The 22735-nt window shown below is 24.6% G+C and carries 20 protein-coding genes, 1 pseudogene and 1 other annotated feature; of the genes and pseudogenes, 7 read left to right on the forward strand and 14 right to left on the reverse strand.

Translation table 11 applies throughout. The features are described 5' to 3' along the window. Positions 1-122 precede the first annotated feature (122 nt). Together CP523_RS04280 and thrS are read right to left on the reverse strand one after the other, a co-directional pair. Positions 123-443 carry an inorganic diphosphatase gene (locus CP523_RS04280; protein WP_066676488.1) on the reverse strand — a complete coding sequence of 107 codons (321 nt, stop codon included), beginning with the start codon at positions 441-443 and terminating at the stop codon, positions 123-125. 58 nt (positions 444-501) lie between these two features. After that, positions 502-2412, reverse strand: coding sequence for a threonine--tRNA ligase (gene thrS, locus CP523_RS04285; RefSeq protein WP_066676487.1), 1911 nt, complete (start codon positions 2410-2412; stop codon positions 502-504). A 201-nt stretch (positions 2413-2613) separates the two neighbouring features. Beyond that, positions 2614-2842: a binding site (T-box leader), on the reverse strand. Between the two features lie 552 nt (positions 2843-3394). On the opposite strand from thrS, the gene CP523_RS04290 reads away from it, so the two are divergent. After that, positions 3395-4021 (forward strand): biliverdin-producing heme oxygenase, encoded by a 627-nt coding sequence (locus CP523_RS04290; RefSeq protein WP_120140523.1) that lies wholly within the window; start codon positions 3395-3397, stop codon positions 4019-4021. A 124-nt stretch (positions 4022-4145) separates the two neighbouring features. Here the strand turns inward: CP523_RS04290 and CP523_RS04295 are convergent. The 3 genes and pseudogenes from CP523_RS04295 to CP523_RS04305 all read right to left on the reverse strand — a co-directional run. Next, positions 4146-4838: pseudogene (locus tag CP523_RS04295) on the reverse strand (family 1 glycosylhydrolase); the annotation flags it as partial. 208 nt (positions 4839-5046) lie between these two features. Continuing rightward, positions 5047-6486, reverse strand: coding sequence for an FAD-dependent oxidoreductase (locus CP523_RS04300; RefSeq protein WP_120140524.1), 1440 nt, complete (start codon positions 6484-6486; stop codon positions 5047-5049). 340 nt (positions 6487-6826) lie between these two features. Then, positions 6827-7285, reverse strand: coding sequence for a DIP1984 family protein (locus CP523_RS04305; protein ID WP_066676479.1), 459 nt, complete (start codon positions 7283-7285; stop codon positions 6827-6829). A 297-nt stretch (positions 7286-7582) separates the two neighbouring features. Here CP523_RS04305 and CP523_RS04310 point away from each other — a divergent pair, with 297 nt between their 5' ends. Then, positions 7583-8098, forward strand: coding sequence for a glycosyltransferase (locus tag CP523_RS04310; RefSeq protein WP_243106774.1), 516 nt, complete (start codon positions 7583-7585; stop codon positions 8096-8098). Between the two features lie 122 nt (positions 8099-8220). On the opposite strand, the gene CP523_RS04315 is transcribed toward CP523_RS04310, so the two are convergent. The 3 genes from CP523_RS04315 to CP523_RS04325 all read right to left on the reverse strand — a co-directional run bounded on the left by CP523_RS04315 (position 8221) and on the right by CP523_RS04325 (position 10226). Continuing rightward, positions 8221-8499 (reverse strand): hypothetical protein, encoded by a 279-nt coding sequence (locus tag CP523_RS04315; RefSeq protein ID WP_120140526.1) that lies wholly within the window; start codon positions 8497-8499, stop codon positions 8221-8223. 594 nt (positions 8500-9093) lie between these two features. Further along, on the reverse strand, positions 9094-9756 hold the full coding sequence (locus CP523_RS04320; protein ID WP_120140527.1) for a hypothetical protein: 663 nt from the start codon (positions 9754-9756) through the stop codon (positions 9094-9096). A gap of 284 nt (positions 9757-10040) precedes the next feature. Continuing rightward, positions 10041-10226: a hypothetical protein gene (locus CP523_RS04325; RefSeq protein ID WP_120140528.1), complete on the reverse strand. Its 186-nt coding sequence runs from the start codon at positions 10224-10226 to the stop codon at positions 10041-10043. Positions 10227-10468: 242 nt separating this feature from the next. Here CP523_RS04325 and CP523_RS04330 point away from each other — a divergent pair, with 242 nt between their 5' ends. The 3 genes from CP523_RS04330 (at position 10469) to CP523_RS04340 (ending at position 12930) form a co-directional block, all read left to right on the forward strand. Next, positions 10469-10789 (forward strand): DUF3784 domain-containing protein, encoded by a 321-nt coding sequence (locus CP523_RS04330; protein ID WP_066676474.1) that lies wholly within the window; start codon positions 10469-10471, stop codon positions 10787-10789. Positions 10790-11293: 504 nt separating this feature from the next. Next, positions 11294-11635 (forward strand): PadR family transcriptional regulator, encoded by a 342-nt coding sequence (locus CP523_RS04335; protein WP_120140530.1) that lies wholly within the window; start codon positions 11294-11296, stop codon positions 11633-11635. Then, entirely contained in the window at positions 11626-12930 is a 1305-nt protein-coding gene (locus CP523_RS04340) for an FtsW/RodA/SpoVE family cell cycle protein (RefSeq protein ID WP_120140531.1), read from the forward strand. Before CP523_RS04335 ends, CP523_RS04340 begins: the two co-directional genes overlap by 10 nt. 83 nt (positions 12931-13013) lie before the next feature. Here CP523_RS04340 and CP523_RS04345 read toward each other — a convergent pair whose 3' ends face one another. The 5 genes from CP523_RS04345 to CP523_RS04365 all read right to left on the reverse strand — a co-directional run bounded on the left by CP523_RS04345 (position 13014) and on the right by CP523_RS04365 (position 19723). Next, the gene (locus CP523_RS04345; protein WP_120140532.1) at positions 13014-13952 is read right to left on the reverse strand and encodes an alpha/beta fold hydrolase; all 939 of its coding nucleotides are present in this window, start codon (positions 13950-13952) and stop codon (positions 13014-13016) included. Positions 13953-14084: 132 nt separating this feature from the next. Further along, positions 14085-15389 (reverse strand): sensor histidine kinase, encoded by a 1305-nt coding sequence (locus tag CP523_RS04350; protein ID WP_066676465.1) that lies wholly within the window; start codon positions 15387-15389, stop codon positions 14085-14087. A 13-nt stretch (positions 15390-15402) separates the two neighbouring features. Further along, on the reverse strand, positions 15403-16119 hold the full coding sequence (locus tag CP523_RS04355; RefSeq protein ID WP_066676463.1) for a LytR/AlgR family response regulator transcription factor: 717 nt from the start codon (positions 16117-16119) through the stop codon (positions 15403-15405). 193 nt (positions 16120-16312) lie between these two features. Further along, on the reverse strand, positions 16313-18844 hold the full coding sequence (gene mprF, locus CP523_RS04360) for a bifunctional lysylphosphatidylglycerol flippase/synthetase MprF (RefSeq protein WP_120140533.1): 2532 nt from the start codon (positions 18842-18844) through the stop codon (positions 16313-16315). Positions 18845-19042: 198 nt separating this feature from the next. Then, complete coding sequence (locus CP523_RS04365; protein WP_066676459.1) at positions 19043-19723, reverse strand: hypothetical protein; 681 nt, start codon at positions 19721-19723, stop codon at positions 19043-19045. 165 nt (positions 19724-19888) lie between these two features. On the opposite strand from CP523_RS04365, the gene CP523_RS04370 reads away from it, so the two are divergent. Together CP523_RS04370 and CP523_RS04375 are read left to right on the forward strand one after the other, a co-directional pair. Beyond that, positions 19889-20566, forward strand: coding sequence for a response regulator transcription factor (locus tag CP523_RS04370; protein ID WP_066676457.1), 678 nt, complete (start codon positions 19889-19891; stop codon positions 20564-20566). Next, on the forward strand, positions 20553-21923 hold the full coding sequence (locus CP523_RS04375; RefSeq protein ID WP_128499671.1) for an ATP-binding protein: 1371 nt from the start codon (positions 20553-20555) through the stop codon (positions 21921-21923). Before CP523_RS04370 ends, CP523_RS04375 begins: the two co-directional genes overlap by 14 nt. Positions 21924-22030: 107 nt before the next feature. Here CP523_RS04375 and srtB read toward each other — a convergent pair whose 3' ends face one another. Continuing rightward, entirely contained in the window at positions 22031-22717 is a 687-nt protein-coding gene (gene srtB, locus CP523_RS04380; protein WP_066676453.1) for a class B sortase, read from the reverse strand. Positions 22718-22735: the final 18 nt, after the last annotated feature.

Raw genomic sequence — 22735 nt, forward strand, 5'->3', positions numbered from 1 at the left:
TTATCAAAATCAATTAATTCTCCATACCTAAATAATTTAATAGGTGTTCCAATTAAATTATTTACTTCTTTTTTATATAAAGCTTTATAAATTAATATTTTATAATATGGCTTTTATGTTCATTATTTGTGAATTAAAAATCTTTCTTGAAACTCTACTAGGGATTGGATTTGTTCCTTATTATATTTACTTAATTCCTTACATACAACTAGTGTATCTTCAATGTCATCTTCTCTTTTAACTATTCCTACAACATACCTATGAAACTTTTCTAAAGTCTCAAATCCTCCAATAATATATGCATCAATCTCTTCTCCATCACCAGAAATGGTATTAGGAATATATCCATAGTTTAATATATATATCAAATTATGTTTTGGATGTTTAGATCCTAATTTCCTATCTATTATAACCTTAACTTCTTTTCCTAAATAAAATTCCATTCATGTTTCTCTTTAATTTAATTAATATTATATTAAAATATATACAATTAATTAAATTCTATAATTCTTTATTTTCAACTTCATTTTTAATTCTTTTAATTAACTCTTCTAATTCCATGCTACCTTCTTCACCATTTTTTCTACTACGCATAGAAATTTTATTTTCACTTACTTCTTTTTCTCCAATAACAACAATATAAGGAATTCTTTCATTTCTAGCTTCTCTTATTTTATATCCTATTTTTTCGCTTCTAGAATCCATTTCAACTCTTATTCCATTTTCAATTAATTTATTTTTAACTTCTTCTGAATAAGTGTTGAATTTATCTGATATTGGTAGTATTTTAACTTGAACTGGAGCAAGCCATGTTGGGAATTTACCTGCAAAGTGTTCAATTAATATTCCTATAAATCTTTCTATGCTTCCGAATATTACTCTATGAATAACTATTGGTCTATGCTTTTCTCCATCTTTACCTATATAGTCTAGTTCAAATCTTTGTGGAAGTTGGAAGTCTAATTGAATTGTTCCACATTGCCAAGTTCTACCTAAACTATCTTCAAGATGGAAATCTATTTTAGGACCATAAAATGCTCCGTCACCTTCATTTATTATATAATCTAAATTCAGTTCATTTAATGCTCCCTTTAATGATTCTTCTGCTAAATTCCAGTCTTCATCACTTCCCATAGAGTCTTCTGGTCTTGTAGATAATTCAATGCTGTATTTAAATCCAAATATAGAATATACTTTATCAATAAGGTCTATTACACCTTTTATTTCAGATTTTATTTGATCTGGTAACATGAAAATATGGGCATCATCTTGAGTAAATGCTCTAACTCTCATAAGACCATGTAATGCTCCTGAAAGTTCATGTCTATGAACTCTTCCAAGTTCTCCAACTCTCATTGGAAAATCTCTATATGAATGGGCTTCTGATTTATAAACTAACATTCCACCTGGACAATTCATTGGTTTTAATGCAAATTCTTCTTCATCGATCATTGAAGTATACATATTTTCTTTATAGTGATACCAATGTCCTGAAGTTTCCCATAAATTTTTATTAAGCATAATTGGTGTTTCAACTTCAACATATCCAGCATCATAATGAAGTTTTCTCCAAAAATCAATTAAAGTATTTTTAAGGACTACACCCTTAGGTAGGAAGAATGGGAATCCTGGTCCCTCATTCATAAATGTAAATAGCTTTAATTCCTTTCCTAGCTTTCTATGATCTCTTTTCTTAGCTTCTTCTAAATTATGAAGATACTTTTCTAGTAATTCTTTATTTGAAAATGCTACACCATATACTCTTTGTAGCATCTTATTTTTTTCGTTTCCTCTCCAATATGCTCCTGCTACACTTGTTAACTTAAAAGCTTTTACATATTTTGTTGATTTAATATGGGGTCCTCTACAAAGGTCAATATGCTCCCCTTGTTTATATAAAGAAATTTTTTCATCCTCTGGTAAATCCCTTATTAATTCTACCTTATATGGTTCATTTTTTTCTTCCATTAGCTTTATAGCATCTTCTCTTGGAATATCAATTCTTTCAAACTCTAAGTTTTCCTTAATTATATTATTCATTTCTTTTTCAATTTTTTGTAAATCCTCTGTAGTTAAAGGAGTCTCTATATCAAAATCATAATAAAATCCATTTTCTATTGAAGGTCCTATAGCTAGTTTTGCATCTTTATAAATTCTCTTTACAGCTTGTGCTAATATATGAGAGGTAGAATGTCTGATAACTTCAACTGCTTTTTCATCATCTGCTGTTAAAATATTTACCTCGTCATTATTTTTTAGTTTATAATCTAAATCAACCTGGGTTTTATTAACTTCCCCAACTATTGCTGCTTTTCCTAAATTTCTGCTAATTGATTTTGCAAGATCAAGAACAGTTGAATTATCATCTATTTCTCTTATTGATCCATCATTAAGTCTTACTTTTATACTCATTCTTTTACCTCCTACTTAAAATTTAATTTTTTCACTTATATGTTTCCTCTGAACTTGTCTGAGAAGAAGCTAAGCCACACATACTTAATTTTATTTTTTATTTTTTAGATAAATATTCTTAGTTTTAAAATCACAATTAAGTTTCCTACTAATTTAAATATTGATATAATTTCCTAAAGAATAAAAAAAGCACTCATCCCTGCTTGGGACGAATGCAATTATCCGTGGTTCCACCCAAATTGAATTAAACAATTCAATTCTTCTCTATATCTTTAACGACTTTCGCCGATGACATTTCACTAGTTTTAGCTAATCAATCATAGCTCCAGGGTAGTTTTTCTTATAGGCATATTTAGAAATATTTTCAGTCCATGATATTTCCTCCCTAAAAACTGTATTCTATAATACTTTTCCCTTTCTTAGCTTATTTAGTATTTAATTTTAAATTATGTGCACCTAATTTATATTAACTAAATTATAGCCCTTTTGTAGTATATTGTAAATACCTATACCATTCTAAACTATTTTACTTAAATCAATACTACTATTTTATATATCAATTTGCTAATTGCTTTATTCTATCTTAGAATTTTTATACTTTCTTCACTACATTTTAATTCCCCACCTATTGCAATTGCTAAAAAATCAAATATAACTTTAGTAGGTACAATAGTTTTATTATCCCACCCTAAATATGATTTTGTATTGAAATAAACTCCAGCTAATTAATTTATAATCCATTTTAAGGATATTAAAAATACTAGTATAAATTTAACTCATTTTAGGCAAATATATATTTGTGGCTTATGTAGATATGACTTAATTTTAAAATATGAAATATTATGAACATTAAAGAAATAACAAGAATATCTTAGTATTTTAATCAGAATTAGATATATAAAGCTTTTTTGATATTTGATAATTATTTTCTGTTGATATAAATTATCATTAAAGTTAATTTTAATTATATGAGGTGAAAAAAATGAAATTTATGATGGATATAAGAGAAAAAACTTCTTTATTACATAGTGCAGCTGAAAATACAGGATATATAAAAAAATTAGTAGATGGAAATGCATCTGTTGAAGGTTATGCTGAATATATTTATAATCTTGAAAAGATGTACAAGGCTATTGAAGATGCCTTAGATAAAAATGAAGGAAATAATGTTGTTAATCCTTTTGTTACAAAAGAATTATATCGTTCTGAACTTATAAGAAAAGATTTAGATTTCTTATTAGGTGATAAGTTAAAATCAATGAAATTATTAGCTTCTACTGAAGCTTGTATATCAAAAATAGAAGAATTATCTAAAACTAAACCTGAGCTTTTAGTTGCATATGCTTATACAAGATTCTTAGCTGACTTATTTGGAGGTAGAACCTTCCTTTCATTATTAAGTACAAATTATAAAATTTCAAATGAAGGATTAAACTATTATCAATTTGCTGATATTAATGATTTAAGAGGATATGTTATGAAATACCATAATATGTTAGCTGAAATTAATTTATCTGATGATCTTAAAGTAGATTTTATAAATGAAGTTAATAATGCTTATATTTATAATCTTGCAATATCAAATGAATTAGATGCTAAATTAAAGTAGATTTTAACAAGTGTAAATATATCTTCTTTGCCACTTAAAGATTTTATAATAAAAATATCCTAGGTCATAAGGTTATATAAAACCTATTAACTTAGGATATTTTTATTGATTATACATTTATATTTTAAATATTCCCATCAGAAAGTAATGCCTTAATATCTCCATTACTTGCAATTACTTCTTTATACCAATTAAAACTTTTTTTCTTATAACGTTTTAAAGTTCCTGTTCCATCATCATTACGATCTACATAAATAAATCCATAACGTTTCTTTAATTGTGCAGTTGTAAAACTTACTAAATCAATACATCCCCATTCACTTGCTTCTAAATAAGGATTAGGTACTCCTCCAATAATATTTCCTTCACCAGCTTCAATAGATTTATCACTAGATTCACAAATACTCATATAATAACTAAATGAAATAAAATCTACAGTATTTTTTAATATTTCTCTATCTTCTTCAGTAATATCTAAATTAATATTATTTTCCTTAAAAAATCTTTTTGAATATGATGGATAATAACCACGTACTTGTATATCTGAAAAGAAAAAGTTTTCTCTTTCTCTGTTAAGAGTTTCCCATGCATCATCTGGAGATGGCGTAAGTGGATAAACAGGCATTCCTAAAATCATACACCCTATTTTAGCATCTGGAATAATTTCATGGCATGCCTTTACAGCCATTGCACTTGCTACTAATTCATGATGAATAGCTTGGTAAATTTCTTGTTTACTTAGCTTTTCTAATGGTGTATAAATTCCTCCACTTAAAAATGGTGCATGAGTAATTGAATTTATTTCGTTAAATGCTAAACTTATATTTTTACCTATCTTTACATTTAGTTAATCCACTTTTTTATAATTTCGCATAATAATATGGGGACTTTATTAAATATAATTAATATAGTCCCCATATTATTATAGTTTTTGTCATTTAATAATAGTTGTTAATCAATATAATAGATTATACAAGAAAATTGATTTTTTGCAAACAAAATAAATGATAAATTCACCATAAAGTTTAATTTTCTACAAGTCCTTTAGTTGCAGGACCTCCTATTAACCTTCCTTTATAATCAAATCTTGATCCATGACATGGGCAATCCCATGTTAATTCATCTGCATTCCAGTGTAATTGACATCCTAAGTGAGAACATTTTGTACTTACAAAAAATTCTTTTCCCTCATTGTCTTTATAAACACCAACCTTTTCTCCATTATATTCAATAATTCCAGCATGCCCATTTTTAATATGCTCTATCTTACTACTTGGAATATATATTTTTTGTGCAATAAAGTTTTTAGCTGTTTCACTTATATCTTTAGCAATATTATTTATTGATAAGGATAAATCAAATCTTTTTGGAGAAAAGATTTCTGAAAAATCATTTTCCTTTTCTAATATCATATCTGATATTATCATAGCTGCTACCATAGAACTTGTCATGCCCCACTTATTGAATCCTGTAGCAACATATATATTAGGTGTTTCATCAGAATATTTTCCTATATATGGTATACCATCTATGGTCATACAATCTTGAGCTGACCAATGATATCTTTCTCTTGATTTTGGATATAACTCTTTTGCAACCCGTCTTAATTCATCATAGCTACCACCTTTTTCATTTTCTCCTGTTCTTTGTTTTATACCACCTAGTAATAACAAGTTTTTATATGTCCTAAAGGAATACCCCTCTTTATCAACATCTATATACATTCCGTCAATATCATTTACATTTTCTAAAGCTATAACATATGATCTTTCTTGATGCATCTTCATAAAATAATATCCAGGCATATTTATTATTGGGTAATGTGTTGCTATAACTATACTATTTGCAGTTATATCTCCTCTATTTGTAACTACTAAATTATCTTTAACTTCCAAGGCTCTTGTATTTTCATATATAATTAAATCCTCTGAGATATTTTTCAAAAATTTAAGTGGATTAAATTGTCCTTGATTATTAAATTTAACAGCTCCTTTAATTTCAAAAGGCAGATTAGCTTTTTCTACAAACTCAGCATCAATACCAACTTTCTTAGCTGCTTCCACCTCTTCTTTAAGAATACCTATTTCATTTAAAGAATATATATACGCTGCCTTATCTTCAAAATCACAATCTATTTTTCTCTCTTTAATAATTTCTTTATATTTTTCTATAGCAAGTTCATTTGCTTTTGCATATTGTCTAGCCTTTTCTTCTCCAAATTCCAATATTAATTTATTGTAAATTAAATCGTGTTGAGATGTTATCTTTGCAGTGGTGTTTTTCGTATTTCCGCTTGCTATTTCATCTCCATCAATTAAAATTACATTTCTACCACTTTTCTTTAACATATGAGCTGTTAATAATCCTGTTATTCCAGCACCAATAATTAATATATCAGTTTTTATGTCTTCCTTTAAAGTTTCTCTTTTTTTAAATTTACAACTTTCACTCCATACAGATTTCATAAAATCACCTCATTTCTAGTATTCCAATTTTAAAATGAGATAAACAATATATTTAAATATTTTATTAAAATAAAATAGACACCTTACAAAAAAAAATTGTAAGATGTCTATCCCCAATTCCCACCCTCACTTAATTAATTAGTACATGGTTGTAAATGCAATATTTATTGCCAATAAAAAATAATTGATATAAAATCTTCAATACACATGTAAAATTACTGAGCATAAAAGTAAATAAAAAGGTGGCTCTGAACCATATTAAATAATGCTTAAGCATAGTTGTTTAGATTTTCTGCTAAACTCAGTTGTACTCACCCTAATTAAGCTAATCCTATATATTTTATTCCATTAAATCAACAGTCCAATTTAGTCCCTGTAACTTAGTATCAGTTAATCTATACTCTTTTGAAATTCTATCAATTTCTTTTTGAATTTCTGAAACATTAACCGTACTATAAAATTTAACTTCTGACTTAGAATATCTATCAAACTTTATTGTTGCAGCATCAGTAAGTTCCCTTAATATCTGATTTTGTTTTCCTAAGAACTCTCTTTTACTAATTAAATCAGAAATAACAATACTTCCTTCAACAACAGTTCTACTATTTGTTCTATTAATTTTATTTACTAATTCCTCAAGCTCTTTAATAGTTGAATTAAGTTCAACTATTAATTCGTTAGGTGATTCTCCTGGCTTTTCCCCTTCTTGAACCTTTGCATTTCTAATAATTCTAGATCTTAAACTTGCAACTTTCTTTTGCAAGTCGCTTCTTAATATTAAAGCCTCCGCTAACTTCATAACCTATTACCTCTTAAAAAAATTCTAATATTATGAATTAATTATACTTTATTTGATATTAGACAACAATACATTAAAATATAGTATTAATACTTGAAATTGAATATATATACTTAGTTTTGTATAAAATAAAATGAACATAACCAAACAAAGGAGTATATAAATATGAGAAATTTTTTTAAAACCTCACTATTAATATTAACTTTACTAGCATTAATTCTAGTTCCATTTAATGTATACGCTATAACAAACCCCTCTTGTATAAGTGATTCCCCCGAAGTTAAATGCAATTTCAAAATGCTAGAAAGAAAACTATGGATTGATCATGTTTTATGGACTAGAAGCTTTATTGTAAGTGATATAGCTTCACTTGAAGATAAAAACGATGTTTTGCATAGGCTTTTCAAAAATCAAGATGATATAGGAAATTCAATTAAACCTTATTATGGAGAAGAAGCTGGAAATAAACTTGCTGTTTTACTAAGAGATCATATAGCCCTTGCTGGAAAAGTTCTTGAAGCAGCTAAAAACAAAAATAAAGATGAGTTAGATAAATATAATAAACTATGGTATGACAATGCAGATAAAATAGCCGATTTTTTAAGTTCAGCCAATCCTAACTATAATAATAAAGAATTAAAAGATATGTTATATAAACATTTACAGTTTGTTACTGACCAAGTTGTTGCTAGATTAAATAATAATTGGAAAGATGATATTGAATCATTCGATAAAGGCGAAAACCATATTATTAATTTTGCTGATATAATTTCTGATGGCATAATTAAACAATTTCCCGAGAAATTTCAATAAAAATCTATTACTTTAAAACAATATATTTAAAACATAGAACGGTATCAATTACCTATGATACCGTTCTATGTTTATATCCATTTAGTCTCAGTACTTTTAATAATGAAGTTATAATATAAAATTTAAATTAACTTATGCCGAATTGCTATAACTCCAATAATTTCATTACTATTTTCATTCATTAGCCAAAATACACTTTCAGGTACCCATCCATTTTCAAGATTAACCCCTTCATGTCTTTGCTTTAATTTATACATATCCTCTTCAAAACTATCCTTATTAGAAATAGGAATATATAACTCAAAACCCGTAGTTTTTATATCCTCTTCACACTCTTCTATCATATTTAAATATTGATTTTTATGCCTATTATTTATAAGTTCAAGTCTTAATTTTTCCATATTAATCCCTACCTTTTACTAAATTCATTTAAATTAATGATAAAGAAACTAAATATATTTTATTTATTCTATCTAAAAATTAATAAACAAAATAAACACTTAACTATAATATCTTATTTGTAAATCAATCTTATAATATTGCAATTTAATACAAAGTTAGCCATTATTTCAAATGATATTATATTATAATTAAATTAATAATTGTTTATTCCAGACTTTAATATGTTAATAAGTAATAGGGATGTTTATGACAATATATTGTTTAATTATATTTATATTATTACTTGTTTTTAGTATTGTTTTCTATATTCCTAATAAATTTTGAAAAACAAAACAAGAAATGAATTCTCGTTTTGATGATTTAAACTCTAAATTAGATAGAATACATAATACTATTAAAAATAAGTAATATTAAATTTTACTTGAAAAATAAGGAGACCTATATAGGACTCCTTATTTACTATAAATAATAATAAACTTCATATTTATTTTGTAATTAATGAATTTCAATTATTTTCAGTATTATAATATAGTAAACGATATTCTTACTATTTTAAATTATTTCTCTTTTATATTTTATCAATGTATATAATGCTAAGAAATTTCTTTTAAATAATTAATAGCTCTTTTATCATATATTATTATTTGCCTACTATTTTTTAAATATATTATTAACTCTTTTTCACTTTTAAAAGAATTTAGAATCTCATCATTATAAAAAATATAATCATCTATAATTATTCCATCTTTAAATTTTCCAACTCTACTACTTAATGTACTTGTATATCTACCTGGACTTGTAGTTTCTAACAAGTATATAATCTTATCTTTATCCTTTATAACTTGAACCTCAGCTCCCATAATACCATATATGCCTAATCCAATAATTGTTACTATTAATAAAATGCTTAAAGGCGATTTTAAATTTAATTTATTAAAACTACTAAATCCATCTATATTAATAACCATTATAAAGTACATTATAAAACAATACAAAAATATATCTAAATATAAAGAAATAAAATAATCTATTTTAGGGTTAATTGATAAACTCTCTACATTAGGTAACTTCATTTTTCTATATTTAATAGTGCTTTTTTCTATAAATATTTTAAGAATATATTTATTTATAAATACTTGTACTACTATTGATAATATTTGTATTATTATATTAGCTTTTGAAAAAATTAATGTTCCTATTGCTGTACATATACTTAATAAAATATATCCATATTTTTCAATAAACTCTTTATTCATTATGTCTCATCTCCTTAATTGTTGTTTTATTACAAAGCTCTAAAAACTTATAAATATATTCTACTAATAATATTAAATATGATATTAAAATTATTATATGAAAAGATATTTTTTATATTAATTATAACATAAACTCCTATTATGCCCTTAATTAGAAAAATTGAATTAAGTTTCATTTTATATTAACTTCCCCTATAATTTACAGATTCTTTATTATTCTTCTTAAATATAATAAATAAAAAAAGTAGCTAAAAAGCCACTTCTTTATTTATTGTCTCGATCTCTTATTTTCCCAAAACACTTTCTCCTGAGATTGGACTTTTTCTTTGTTTCTCAGATGTATAATTTAGTGTTTCAAAGTATCCCTCTACTATTTCTCCTGGCTTTAAACTTTTCCTCAACTCTACTAGATTTTTATAAACATTATCTTCTCTTAATTTTTTTAAGCTTTCTTCTCGTAGACTACTCATTATTGGAATCCCACTTTATAATATAAATCATTTAGGTCCTAATCACTTTTTGTCTCAAAACTAAAAGGTAATAACTGTAAAACACTTCGTAAACTAATTATATAGTGATAAATGTAAATTAGAAACTCTATTTTCTTCTACTTTATATTTTTCTTTAATTTATTAATAATATTTTTTTTATCATATTACCTTTTATTTAAGTGTACATATTATAGTAATATACTATTAAAAGGAGAATTATTATGGGAACAAATTTGGCTGTAATCTTTATATTTTCTTTACTGGCTGGTACATTATTTCTTGTTTTAGGTGGAATAATTAAACACTTTAATGCTGGGGATATGATTAATTTCTTCAATGAAAAGAAACATGATAAAGATAAATTTTCAAGAATAGTTGGTAATAATTTTCTAATTATTGGATTTAGCATTATGCTTATAAGTATAATTAGTATTTTTGTAGATAAAAGTTACTACATTTATATTCTTAATATGCAAGCAACAGTTATTCTCTTTGGAATAATTATAACAATATATCAAGTTTTTAAGTATGGAAATAAGTAAAAGCCTTGAATTTAAATTCAAGGCTTTTATCTTAGTTCTGTTTACACACTTAATTGTTTAAAATTATCTACTAATAGTAAAGTCTAAAGAATTTATTGATTGATCTAATATTCTATAATTTTTTAGGGGATAATTTAGGTTTACTCTTTAGCAAGTAATTTTAAACAACTGTTTATACTAACGGACTTATTATAACACATATTTATTAATTTTTAACTAATTTTATTCAAAAATATTTAACATTTTTAATAACATTTTATTTATTTAATTGTATACAATTACTTTTTGTAAATATATAATATATTATCTATAAAAATATTAAAATATTTTCAATTACCAACAGAATACTTTTTAAACATTTTGTGAACATATCTTCATCTCTATTTTTATCAAATTTCCTATTAATAGATTTTTTTCTATAAAATGCTTTACAAAATTTTGATAAAACACTATAATTATACCTAGATTTACTATGTATAGAATTACTATGTAAGGAGTGAGGTTATGAAAATTAATAAAGAGCTATTAAAAGGCAGTACAACAATTTTAATTTTAAGTCTTTTAAATAGAAAAGACATGTATGGTTATGAAATGATAAAAGAAATGGAGATAAGATCTAAAGGTATTTTTGCTTTTAAAGAAGGTACTCTTTACCCTATTCTTCATGCTTTAGAAAACGAAAACTTTATTGAGTCATATTGGGACTCTGGTGAAGGAAGGCGTAAAAGAAAATACTATAAAATAACTGATGATGGTAAAAATATTTTAAAAGAAAAACAAGAAGATTGGGAATTATTTAGTTCTACAGTAAATCATGTTTTAAAGGAGGGTGCATTATGTCAATAGAAGGTAACTTAAAGGTAGATAGCTATATTAATGAAGTTTGTAGCTTAATAAAAAATAAAAAAGTTCATACAAGTATAAGAGAAGAATTACTATGTCATATAGAAGAAATTACTGAAGATTATATATCTCAAGGTGAATCTTATGAAACTTCTATTGATAAAGCACTTGCTAAAATGGGCTCAGCTGAAATAGTTGGAGTTGATTTAAATAAAGTCCATAAAGCTAATGTAGATTGGCCATTATTATTACTAACTAGTGCATTTGTTTTATTTGGTATATTTATTTTATCATTTATGGATAAGAATAATATTCTAAGTGAAATTTATTCTAACTCTTTATCTAAAACAATAGTTTACGCAGCAATTGGAGCTTTACTTCTACTTGTTATATTAAAAATAAATTATAGAAATATAAAAAAGTATTCTAAACATATTTATATAGGAACGATACTAGCTTCAATATTAACTATATTCTTCTCCTCTCATATAAATGGTGCTATGGGTTGGATAATTATTGGACCTATTTCTTTTAATATTTTTAATATAGCTCCCTTTCCATTAATTATTGCTTTAGCTGGAATTTTTGAAAATTGGGATTGGACTAATAAAAAAAATCTTCTTATAGGAAGTATATTAGCTTTTGCACCAACTATTATTTTTTGCTATGGACATACCCTATCTAATGCTAGTATATACTTCATTGCAGCTATAACAGTAATGCTAATTTCAGGAGTAAAATTAAAACATATAATTCTTTCAATAGTTCCTTTTACAGTTTTATTTGCAGGTTTTATTTTTACTGAACCATATAGAGTCTCTAGGTTATTAATTTTTTTAAATCCATATAAATATTCCGAATGTGCTGGATGGATGTATACTAGATTAAATTCTTTAAGAGAGTCAGCAGGATTATTTGGAAATGGTGCAACATTTACACCTGATATGTTACCAGAATTTCATAGTGATTTTATACTAACATACATTATGTATACTTTTGGTTGGACTACTACCTTAATAATAATTGCATTAGTTCTAGCATTTATTATTAGAATTGGTTTTATTGTAACTAATACAAAAGATATCTTTGGAAAAATTTTAGTAAGTGGCTTTTGTTCAATATTTGCAGTTCAATTCCTATTAAATATATTAATGAATTTTTCACTATCTCCTATAGCTGGAGTAGGACTGCCTTTTATAAGCTATGGAGGTAGTAGTTTAATAATTAATATATTATCAATTGGACTAATAAGTAATGTTTACAAGTGGAGAAATACTCCTTTATTATCTGAAAAGTAAAATATATATGTGATATTTTCCAAACAAAAAGCACATAGTAAGATTAAATATCCTTACCATGTGCTTTTCTTATATCTACTTATCTAATTATATTTTTCATATTTATCTTTAATTGATTTACATATTGTGAAAAATTTATGTTCCTCTTCTATATGTGGTAAATGAGATGAATTTTTGAAAATATATATCTTTTTTTCTGGTGCCTCTAAACTATCATAAAACTCCCCTATTACATTTAATGGAGTTATATAATCATTAAACCCTACAAAAAAATACACAGGAACTTTTATACTTTTTAACTCTTTTAATAAATCAATTTTTTCTATTTCCTTATAAATAGCCTTTTTTGAAAAACCTATTCCTCTTAAAAAATTGATCCAATCATATAGATTATAGTATTTAAAAGAAAAGCTTTTAATCATAAAACTAAAATAACTCATAGAATTTATATTCATCTTATATTTAGATACATATTTATTGAATACATTCACACTATTTTCTCTATTATATGGTGGCTTTCCAATACTCTTTAGTTTATCTAAATCTCTAAATCTAAGCATTTTTTTACTTAGTTTTAGCAATTGTTCATAACATATTTTATCTTCCTTTTCTATATTAACAACTTGACTAATTGACAAATATGCTTTAACTAAATTAGGTTCTTTTTCTGCAACTTTTACTCCTACTAATGCTCCAAAAGAATGACCAACTAGATAAATACTATCTTTACTATATTCTTTCATTAAAATTTTAATTAATTCTACTGCATCATCTACAATAATTTCTAAAGAAACATCATCAAAATCTAACATATTATTAAAAGATTTTCCTGCTCCTCTTTGATCCCAATTAACTACTAAAAATTCATTTTCTAAAGACTGCTGATATTTATATATGTACCCACTATTAGTAGTCCCAGGACCACCATGTATAAATAATAAAATAGGCTTATCTTTATTTCCTCTTACTAATATGTATTGTTCAACTCCACCTATTTCTATATGTCTAAATAACTCTTCCATCTCTAAATACTCCTACATATAAATTCCTATAAGAAAGCCCCATACTTATATAAAATATATTCTATTATTTCTTAAAATATATAATTTTAATTGTTACTATTCACAATTTTACTCTATACTTTATAGTATTAATTATAACTTTAAAATTACTCTTACTTCAAAAGTTTCCCACTTATCCTTAAGCATTAAATGACCACTATACTTTGAAACAGATTTTTTTATACTTTCTAGCCCTATTCCATGCTTTAGTCTATCCTCTTTAGATGTTGCGCCAATTACAGCTTTCTTAAGTTCTTTAGTATTAACTACAAAAAGAGAAAGATATCCATCTTTAACACAAGATTCCACTTTAATTTTTTTCTCTCTACCACTTTCTACTCTTTCACAGGCCTCTATTCCATTATCTAATACATTTCCATATATAGCACATAAATCAATATCCCTTATAGATAATACCTCTGGAATATTTATATTAAATTCTATATCAATGTTTTTTTCCCTACAAAGCTTTGCTTTATTTAAACAAATAGCTTCTACGATTTTATTCTTGGAAATAAACATATTCTTGTCCAACTCTTTTAAATAATCATTAATATCATTCATATAATTCTCTAACTCAACATATTGTCTATTTTCAATTAAAACCGAAATTACATTTTTATGATTATTTATATCATGCCAAATTCTTCTTACATCTTTATAATAAGCTTCTAAGTCCTTATAATGCTCATATTGATATTTTACTTGCTCATTTAAAATAGTAAGTTCTTTTTCTCTGTCTTCAGCTTTATTATTTTTTATGGATAACCAAATTATATAAAAATCTGTCCCTATTCCTACTATTGTAAACAGTAAAACAAACTTTGCAAATTCAATATATAACTTTGAGTAGAATAAATAAAAAAGCAAAAGTAAATTTACAATAACCTTTGAAAACAAAGTTATATTCATAATAAGTAAAGAGGATTTCTTAGGACAATATTCTAAAGAAAATTTCATCTTTATAAAAATAGTTATAAACAATTCAGCTGAAATAATAATAACCAAGGTAATTGTTGTTAACAAATTTAACTTATCATACAAATATAATTTATACAATGATGTTTTTCTAAAAATTATACTTAAAGAAAGAACTATACTTTGAGAATTAATTATAATTAACATAGTTATATTATTTAGAAGAACAATTAAATATTTATTTCCTTTAAAAAATAATAACACTACACATGGAAATAAAAAAACTAATAAAAAATAATATGATATAAAACTATTTACATATATATTTAAACCTATCATTACTAGAAAAAGTGATATAAATAAAATGGCACTATTTATTACTTTATTAAATCTAGGTTCAAATAGAAGATTTAATTTATATATATTTATAGAGGCTATTAATAAAAATGATATTATTTGCATTCCTACAATAATTCTCATTATTCCTCCTAAGTTATCTTAAGGTTAAATACTGCATAAAAGCTTCTTTTATATTCCCTTTATACTTTCTACCTATTGGAATACTTTTCTCATTAGCTAAAATAACTTCTGTATTTTTAAACTCTTTTATTTTTGAAATATTTATTATATAACTTCTATGACATCTTTCAAAGCCTTTTTTATTAAGTTTTTTATCTATAGAATTTATTTTCTCATAAAACTCAAAATTACTATCTTTTTTATGTAAAATCACTTTTCCTAACCTTGCTTCAAAATAAAATATATCCTTTAAATCAAAAATTATAGTTTTTCCACTTTTATTTGCTTCATAACTATCTATTGAATTAATCTTTGATTCTTCTATAGCTCTTAAAAGGTTTTTCTCTATTTTTTCTTCTGTTGCTGGTTTAATTAAATATGACATAGCAGCTACATCATATCCATCTAAAATGTATTCCTTACTACTACTTAAAAGTATTACTTTTGCTAATATGTCTTTTTCTCTAATTACTCTTGCAACCTCTAAACCATTTATATCACCTAAAAGTATATCTAAAAATATTATATTATATCTGGGTAAATCTTTTATGTATGTATCTATTAAGACATGCCCCTTTTCAAATTCCTCTATGTCTATTTCAATATTATTTGATAATGCTATTTTCTTTAAGATACTTATTAAGTTCTTTCTTTCATATCTATTGTCATCACAAATAGCTATTTTAATCATATGATTACCCATCCTTACACATTATATAAATTTATATTTCCCCAACTAATTATTTATATTAAAAAACCAATTAAAGTAATATAAGAAAACATTACTTTAATTGGTTTTAGATCAAGAGACATTATTTAGGAGTTAATAATATTTTTCTTACACTATTAATTCTTATGATATATGTTATCTCTATTATTTTCAACTATCTATTATCATTTAATTTTCTATTACAAACCAAAATTACTTGTAACATTGTAAAAGGTAATGAACTATTTCTTCTATATGCTAAGTATTTAGGTATCCATTGCTTTGTATATTTTTCTTTAAAATTTCTAATACCAACAAATGAGTAGAAATTTTGTCCATATACTGATAATTGTGCTGCTATACGTTCGCTAACAAAAGAAAACTTAGAAGTACCAACATTTGAAAGTGGTGCCATTCCTATATTGAAATTTTTATATCCATTAGCTTTTCCATATTCTATAATATTTAAGAACATAAAATCCATAATTCCTACTAGAGAATCATTTGAGTATCTCATTAGGTCTATAGATAAAGACCTCTTATTATCGTACATAGGCATCATATTGGCAAAGCACTTTATTTTAGAATTTTCATCCCTAACTATAAATAAAGTATCTAAATTTAGATAATCCTCATCAAAGAATCCCATAGAAAATCCTTTTTCTGATTTTCCATTAAGCCATTCATCTGAAATTTCTTTAAGCTCTTCTATTAACTCTTTAGAAAACTTTGGATTAACTACTTCAAAAGTATATCCTGCCTTTGCTATTTTATTATATCCAGCTCTAAGTCCACGAGTCTTTTTACCTGCAATTGAGAAATTAGTTAAATCAACTATCCCCTCTTCTCCAAGCTTCATAAATTGATATCCATACTCATGAAGAGTTGGAATCATTTCTATATCTACTTGATAGAATATAGGTGTATATCCATATTTATCTGCTAACTGATAAAACTCTTCTATAGCTGATATAAAATCATGTTTTTCTCCAATTGGATTTCCAAGTGCTATTAACTTATCTGCATATTTTTGATATTGAATTAAAACAGTTTTTTCTTTATTTAAGAAAACATATTTATCTTCTAAGTACATTAAATGTGTTAATGGACTTCCCTTATAATTTTCTAAAATATTATCTATTGCTTCTTTATTATCTTTAAATCTTTCAAAAGGATATTTTTTAGATTTAGCAATTAAATACACAATCGCTATAAAACCTATAGATAAAAGGAAACCTAGTAAACTACTTAAAAGTAAGTAATTATAATTATATTCTAATAACTCAGCTACATATGCACTTAATCTTTTGGCTTTCATTGGGAATCTTGGGAAATATATTATTAAATAAAACAAAAGAAATCCAAATAAGAATACCGTATCTTGAAGAATTCTTTCCCAAGAAAAACAGAAACTTTCTCTATAGAAATTCTTTTTACTAAGCCATAAAAATGCTATAACAAATATTAAAAATATTATTTGTCCCATTGATTTATCTATAAATGAACTACCTAATGCTATTGCAAGTAATATCATTACTATAGTAAAAATATCCTTAGCTTTATATGCAAGCATTCTTGAAATTGCTATTAATAAGAACCCCATTATTATTTCTGTGGTTATTGATATATTACTTGATGGTTCTATAAGTTTATATATCCCTCTAAATGTTGCTCTCATTTCAGGTAATGCTCTAAAAAGTAAAATCATAATTCCTGACAAAAATATTAAAATTGCTGATATATTATATGAAATCTGTGAAAGTATAGACGAAAATATATTATTATATTTTTTATCTATAACTGTTTTACCTTCATGTATAGCTAATACTATTCCAATTAAAACTGGAACTATGTAATAACTTACACGATATAAAACTAATGCCAATAACGCTTGTTCTTGTGGAACTCCAAATTTTGATAATCCCATAATAAAAGTTAAATCAAATGTTCCAAGTCCACCTGGTATCATACTTAAAATACCTATTGCACATGATGTTACATATATAGGGAATATATTCATCAATGTTAATTTTGTACCTAAAATTCTTATAATACCGTAAATTAATATAACTGATGTTATCCATTCTATAACTGAAATCCCCATTATTTTAAGTGTATTTATCGCTTCTACTCTTTTTTCATTCTTTATGTATCTATAAATATTATAAATTACAAGAGATGGAGTATATAAAGACATTACTATCATCCCATACTGAATTATATTATAGTCTTTTACATGCCATATATTAAAAAGAGTATATAAAAAGCATACCATTGAAAAACCTGTAAAGTTTAAAGCCACTATTTTAGTTACTTCTTTTACTAATGTCTTTTTATTTGCTTCTTCTATATGTGGTGAATAAAAATGTCCCTTTAATGCTATTGCTGAAGCGCCACCAAAACCTACAATACTTGCAATTGAACTTGCTATCCAAGAATATTTATAAAGCCTTCTATTCTGTAACTTTATATTACAAACACCCTTTAAAACAAAATCATACATAGATAATGGTATATATGAAGTCACCCCTAAAATTCCAATTACAATCAAATTAGAAATAGTTAATTGATCCTTATACATATTAAACGTTCTAAAATCAAAAGTTTTAAATAATTTTGTAAATTCTGTAACAATTAAAACAAAAATTGCTATTACAAAAATTATTTTTAAAGCTAACTTTATTCTGCCCTTTATTTTATTATCCACGGTATTTTACTTACCCCCATTCATTTTATCTTAACATTTACAACCCTTATCTTAACATTATTTTCTTTAAATTTCCTTGTCTATTATATATCACTTTATACGCTTATTCAAAAGGATATAAAAAACTTATGGTTTTCTTAAGGAATTATTAAGATATTAATTAATTATTAAGAAAATAATTATTAACCTCTATATTTCCTAATTAATATCAGTTATTGTAAATATCTTTTTTTCTTTCATATTATCATTTGGATTCCATACTCCATCTATAAGTTTAACATTCTTTATTCCTAATTTCTCCAAAGCACTTAATCCATATGTCCAGCCTACATATTTACCTGAATCCTCATATTTCTCAAAATCCAAATTACTTCCATAAGTTACTGAACGCTTGTCTACATTAATTTTTTCAAAAAATTCCTCTTCTCTTTCATCTATTTCTTTTAGATACTCTTTAAAAAATATATTTGAAATTATATTTTTTTTATCATTTAAATTATTATCCCACCTTATTACAGAATCTTTATGTAGATATTTATTATTCCCTGCAACAAATACATAACTTGCAACAGTGGAAAATGCTTTATTTTTTATTTCAATATCTAAATTTCTATCATATACCCATTCTGCCAATTCTAAACTTGTGTTTATCTCTCCACCTTCTGAATTTATTATTAATCTATTTATATTTTTTGTATAAAGTCTAAAAGCTTCTTTATTCCCTTCATTTGATAATATGCCATCATAAACTATAGCTTCTCCCTCTAGATATACTTGAACTTTTTCAGAGTTATATTTATTTGGTATAAATATTATTGCCAAAATCAATATAATTATTATTGATATCTTAATAGTAATACTTCTCCTATTTATATCCATATTTCACCCTTTCTCTTCCTTATATCTTCTTACACATATTTGTAATTATAATCCTTCAATATTAAGTACCATTATAGTTAATATTAAGATTTCTTAATATTACAGCAAAAGTTTAGTTTAAAGACTAAATATATTGTAATATAATAACAGTATGGAGGTATTATTATGAAAATTTTAATTGCTGAAGATAAAATGGAAATTGCAAATCTTGTAAGAATATTTCTTCAAAAAGAAGGATATGAAGTTATTTTAGCCAATGATGGCGAAGAAGCTCTAAAAATTCTTTTAAATGACAAAATAGATCTTTGCATATTTGATATTATGATGCCAAAAATGGATGGATTTACTCTAATTCAAAAAACAAGAGAGTTCTCTCGTGTTCCAATATTAGTTTTAACAGCTAAAAATATGGAACAAGATAAAATATTAGGCCTTGATTTAGGGGCTGATGATTACATTACTAAACCTTTTTCATCTCTAGAACTTGTATCTAGAGTTAATGCTCATATAAGAAGAAGTTATAAATTAAATCAATTAGAAACTATTACTTACATTGGGGATTTAAAAATTGATAAAGAAAAATATATTGTTTATAAAAATGATGTTGATTGTACTCTTACTGCTATGGAGTATAAACTTTTATTAAAATTATTATCCTCTCCTGAAAGAGTTTTTACAAAATCTCAACTTTATGAATCTGTATGTGGTAATTATATGGATGGAGATGAAAATACAATTGCAGTTCATATAAGCAGACTAAGAGAAAAAATTGAGGATAATCCAAAAGAACCTGAATATATAAAAACAATTAGGGGGCTTGGATATAAATTTGAAAAGAAATAAAAAACCAATAAGCTTACAAACTTTAATTTTAAATAAGTTATTTTTATACATCTTAGTTTCAATTTTATCATTAATATTATTTAATTGGATAATAAAAGAGATGTACACTACTAGCATTATTAAAAGCAATCTATATGAGCCTTTAGATGTAGATTTAGAGAACTATGAAGATATTTCCCAGGAATATTTAAATGATAATCACTCGTCTATTGAAGTTATTGATAAAAATTTAAATATAATCTACTCAGAAGGCTTTAATAAAGAAACTAAATCTAAATATACATTACTTGAGTTTACAGACCTATTAAATAACATGGATGAATATAAAAATGTATATTATAATATTTTACAAAAAGATAACGGAAATGAAGTTACAGTTGTTCTTATTCAACATTTTAATAGTAACACCTTATCAAAATTTAATAGACTCTTTCGAATATATGTAATAACTTTAATAATAGGTACATTTTTAATATTTTTAACAGCATTCCTTATGTTTGTAAGGAGTATTTATAGATACATAAGAAAAAACTTTTTATTTATCCAAAAAAATATTGAAAAAACACCTTATGATAAAAGTAGAGTTGATACTTCTAAAATAAATTTATTAGAAGCTAAAAATACTATTGATTGCTATAATACTATGTTAGATGAGATGGACTCCATAAAAAATGAAAAAGATAGATTGGAAAATCAAAGTAGAAGGCTTATCTCAAATCTATCTCATGATTTAAAATCCCCAATTACTACTATTAAAGGGTATTCTGAAGTTTTAGCCACTGAAGATTTACCTGTTAAAGAACAAAAAGAATATTTATCTTATATAAATCAAAGTGCATCTGATTTAAATGACTTAATAAGTCTTTTATTTGAGCAAGTTAAATTTCAATATTGTGATTATAAACTTAATTTAGAACAAGGAGATATTAATAATTTTCTTAGAGATATTGCAGCAAACTATTATATGATTTTTGATAAAAGAGGGTTTAATGTTAATATAAATATAGAAGAAACTCCTCATTATATTAATTTCGATAAGGTTAATATAAAAAGAGCTTTTGTTAATATCTTAGAAAATTGCCTAAGTCATAATACTACTCCAACTAATGTTGAAATTGAAAGTTTAACTAAAAAAAATAAGTACATAATTCGCTTTAAAGATAATGGAATTGGTATAAGTGAAGAGTTTAAAGATAATATATTTGAACCCTTTTATCAAGGGGATTCATCTAGATCTACTAATCATAGTGGTCTTGGACTTTATGTTACTAAACAAATACTTGAAAAACATAATGCTACCATTATAGTTACTAGTGATGAAAACTTTAAAACTATTTTTGAAATAAAATTCTTTTGATTTAGAGACAGTAGATAGTTTTGTTTTTACACAAAACTATCTATTCTCTCTTGATTTATAAATAAAGTCAAAGAACCAGTAAGATTAATTCCTACTAGTTCTTTGACTTAATTATTAATTAATTTCCCATGAACTACAGTTCTTGCACCTTCAAATTCAAAACTACAGGTAGATAAAGTTATTATTTTATCTTTATCTGTTACCTCTACATCATTCTTATATAATGATCTATCTCTTATTTCTTTTATATAATTATTATATTCATTATTATTATTAAAATTTGTAATTAAATAATTATTCTTATCATCTATAACATAAACCGAAAATACTTTATACTCTAATTCTTTTCCATCATATATAATTTTTATCTTATTATTTTCATTAAAAAAATTACTATCCTTAAATTTTACTAAATTATTAAACATAGTTTCATTTCTCATATGATGTCCATAAACTATTGTATTTAAATCATTTATAAAGTTATTTCTATAATCTAAAAATATAGCTCCAGATATGTTTTCATTTTTATTAAAATCATGATTTATGTAATAATCATTGTCTTTTCCTTGAGCTACAGGATAATCTATATTAGTATTTTCTACTTTAATCCAAAATCTATATTCATTATTAACTTCTAACATGCTTTTATCTAGCATATGACTATTATCAGATGCTATTTCATTTATTTCACTATATACTTTAATATCTTTACTATATTTAATTTGCTTATCTACTATTTTAAATGAACTAAAGGCTACTATAGATATTAATATTAAATTTATTATTTTTTTCATATACATCTCTCCTAAAAT

This window comes from Clostridium septicum (assembly GCF_003606265.1).
Classification (GTDB): Bacteria; Bacillota; Clostridia; order Clostridiales; family Clostridiaceae; genus Clostridium; species Clostridium septicum.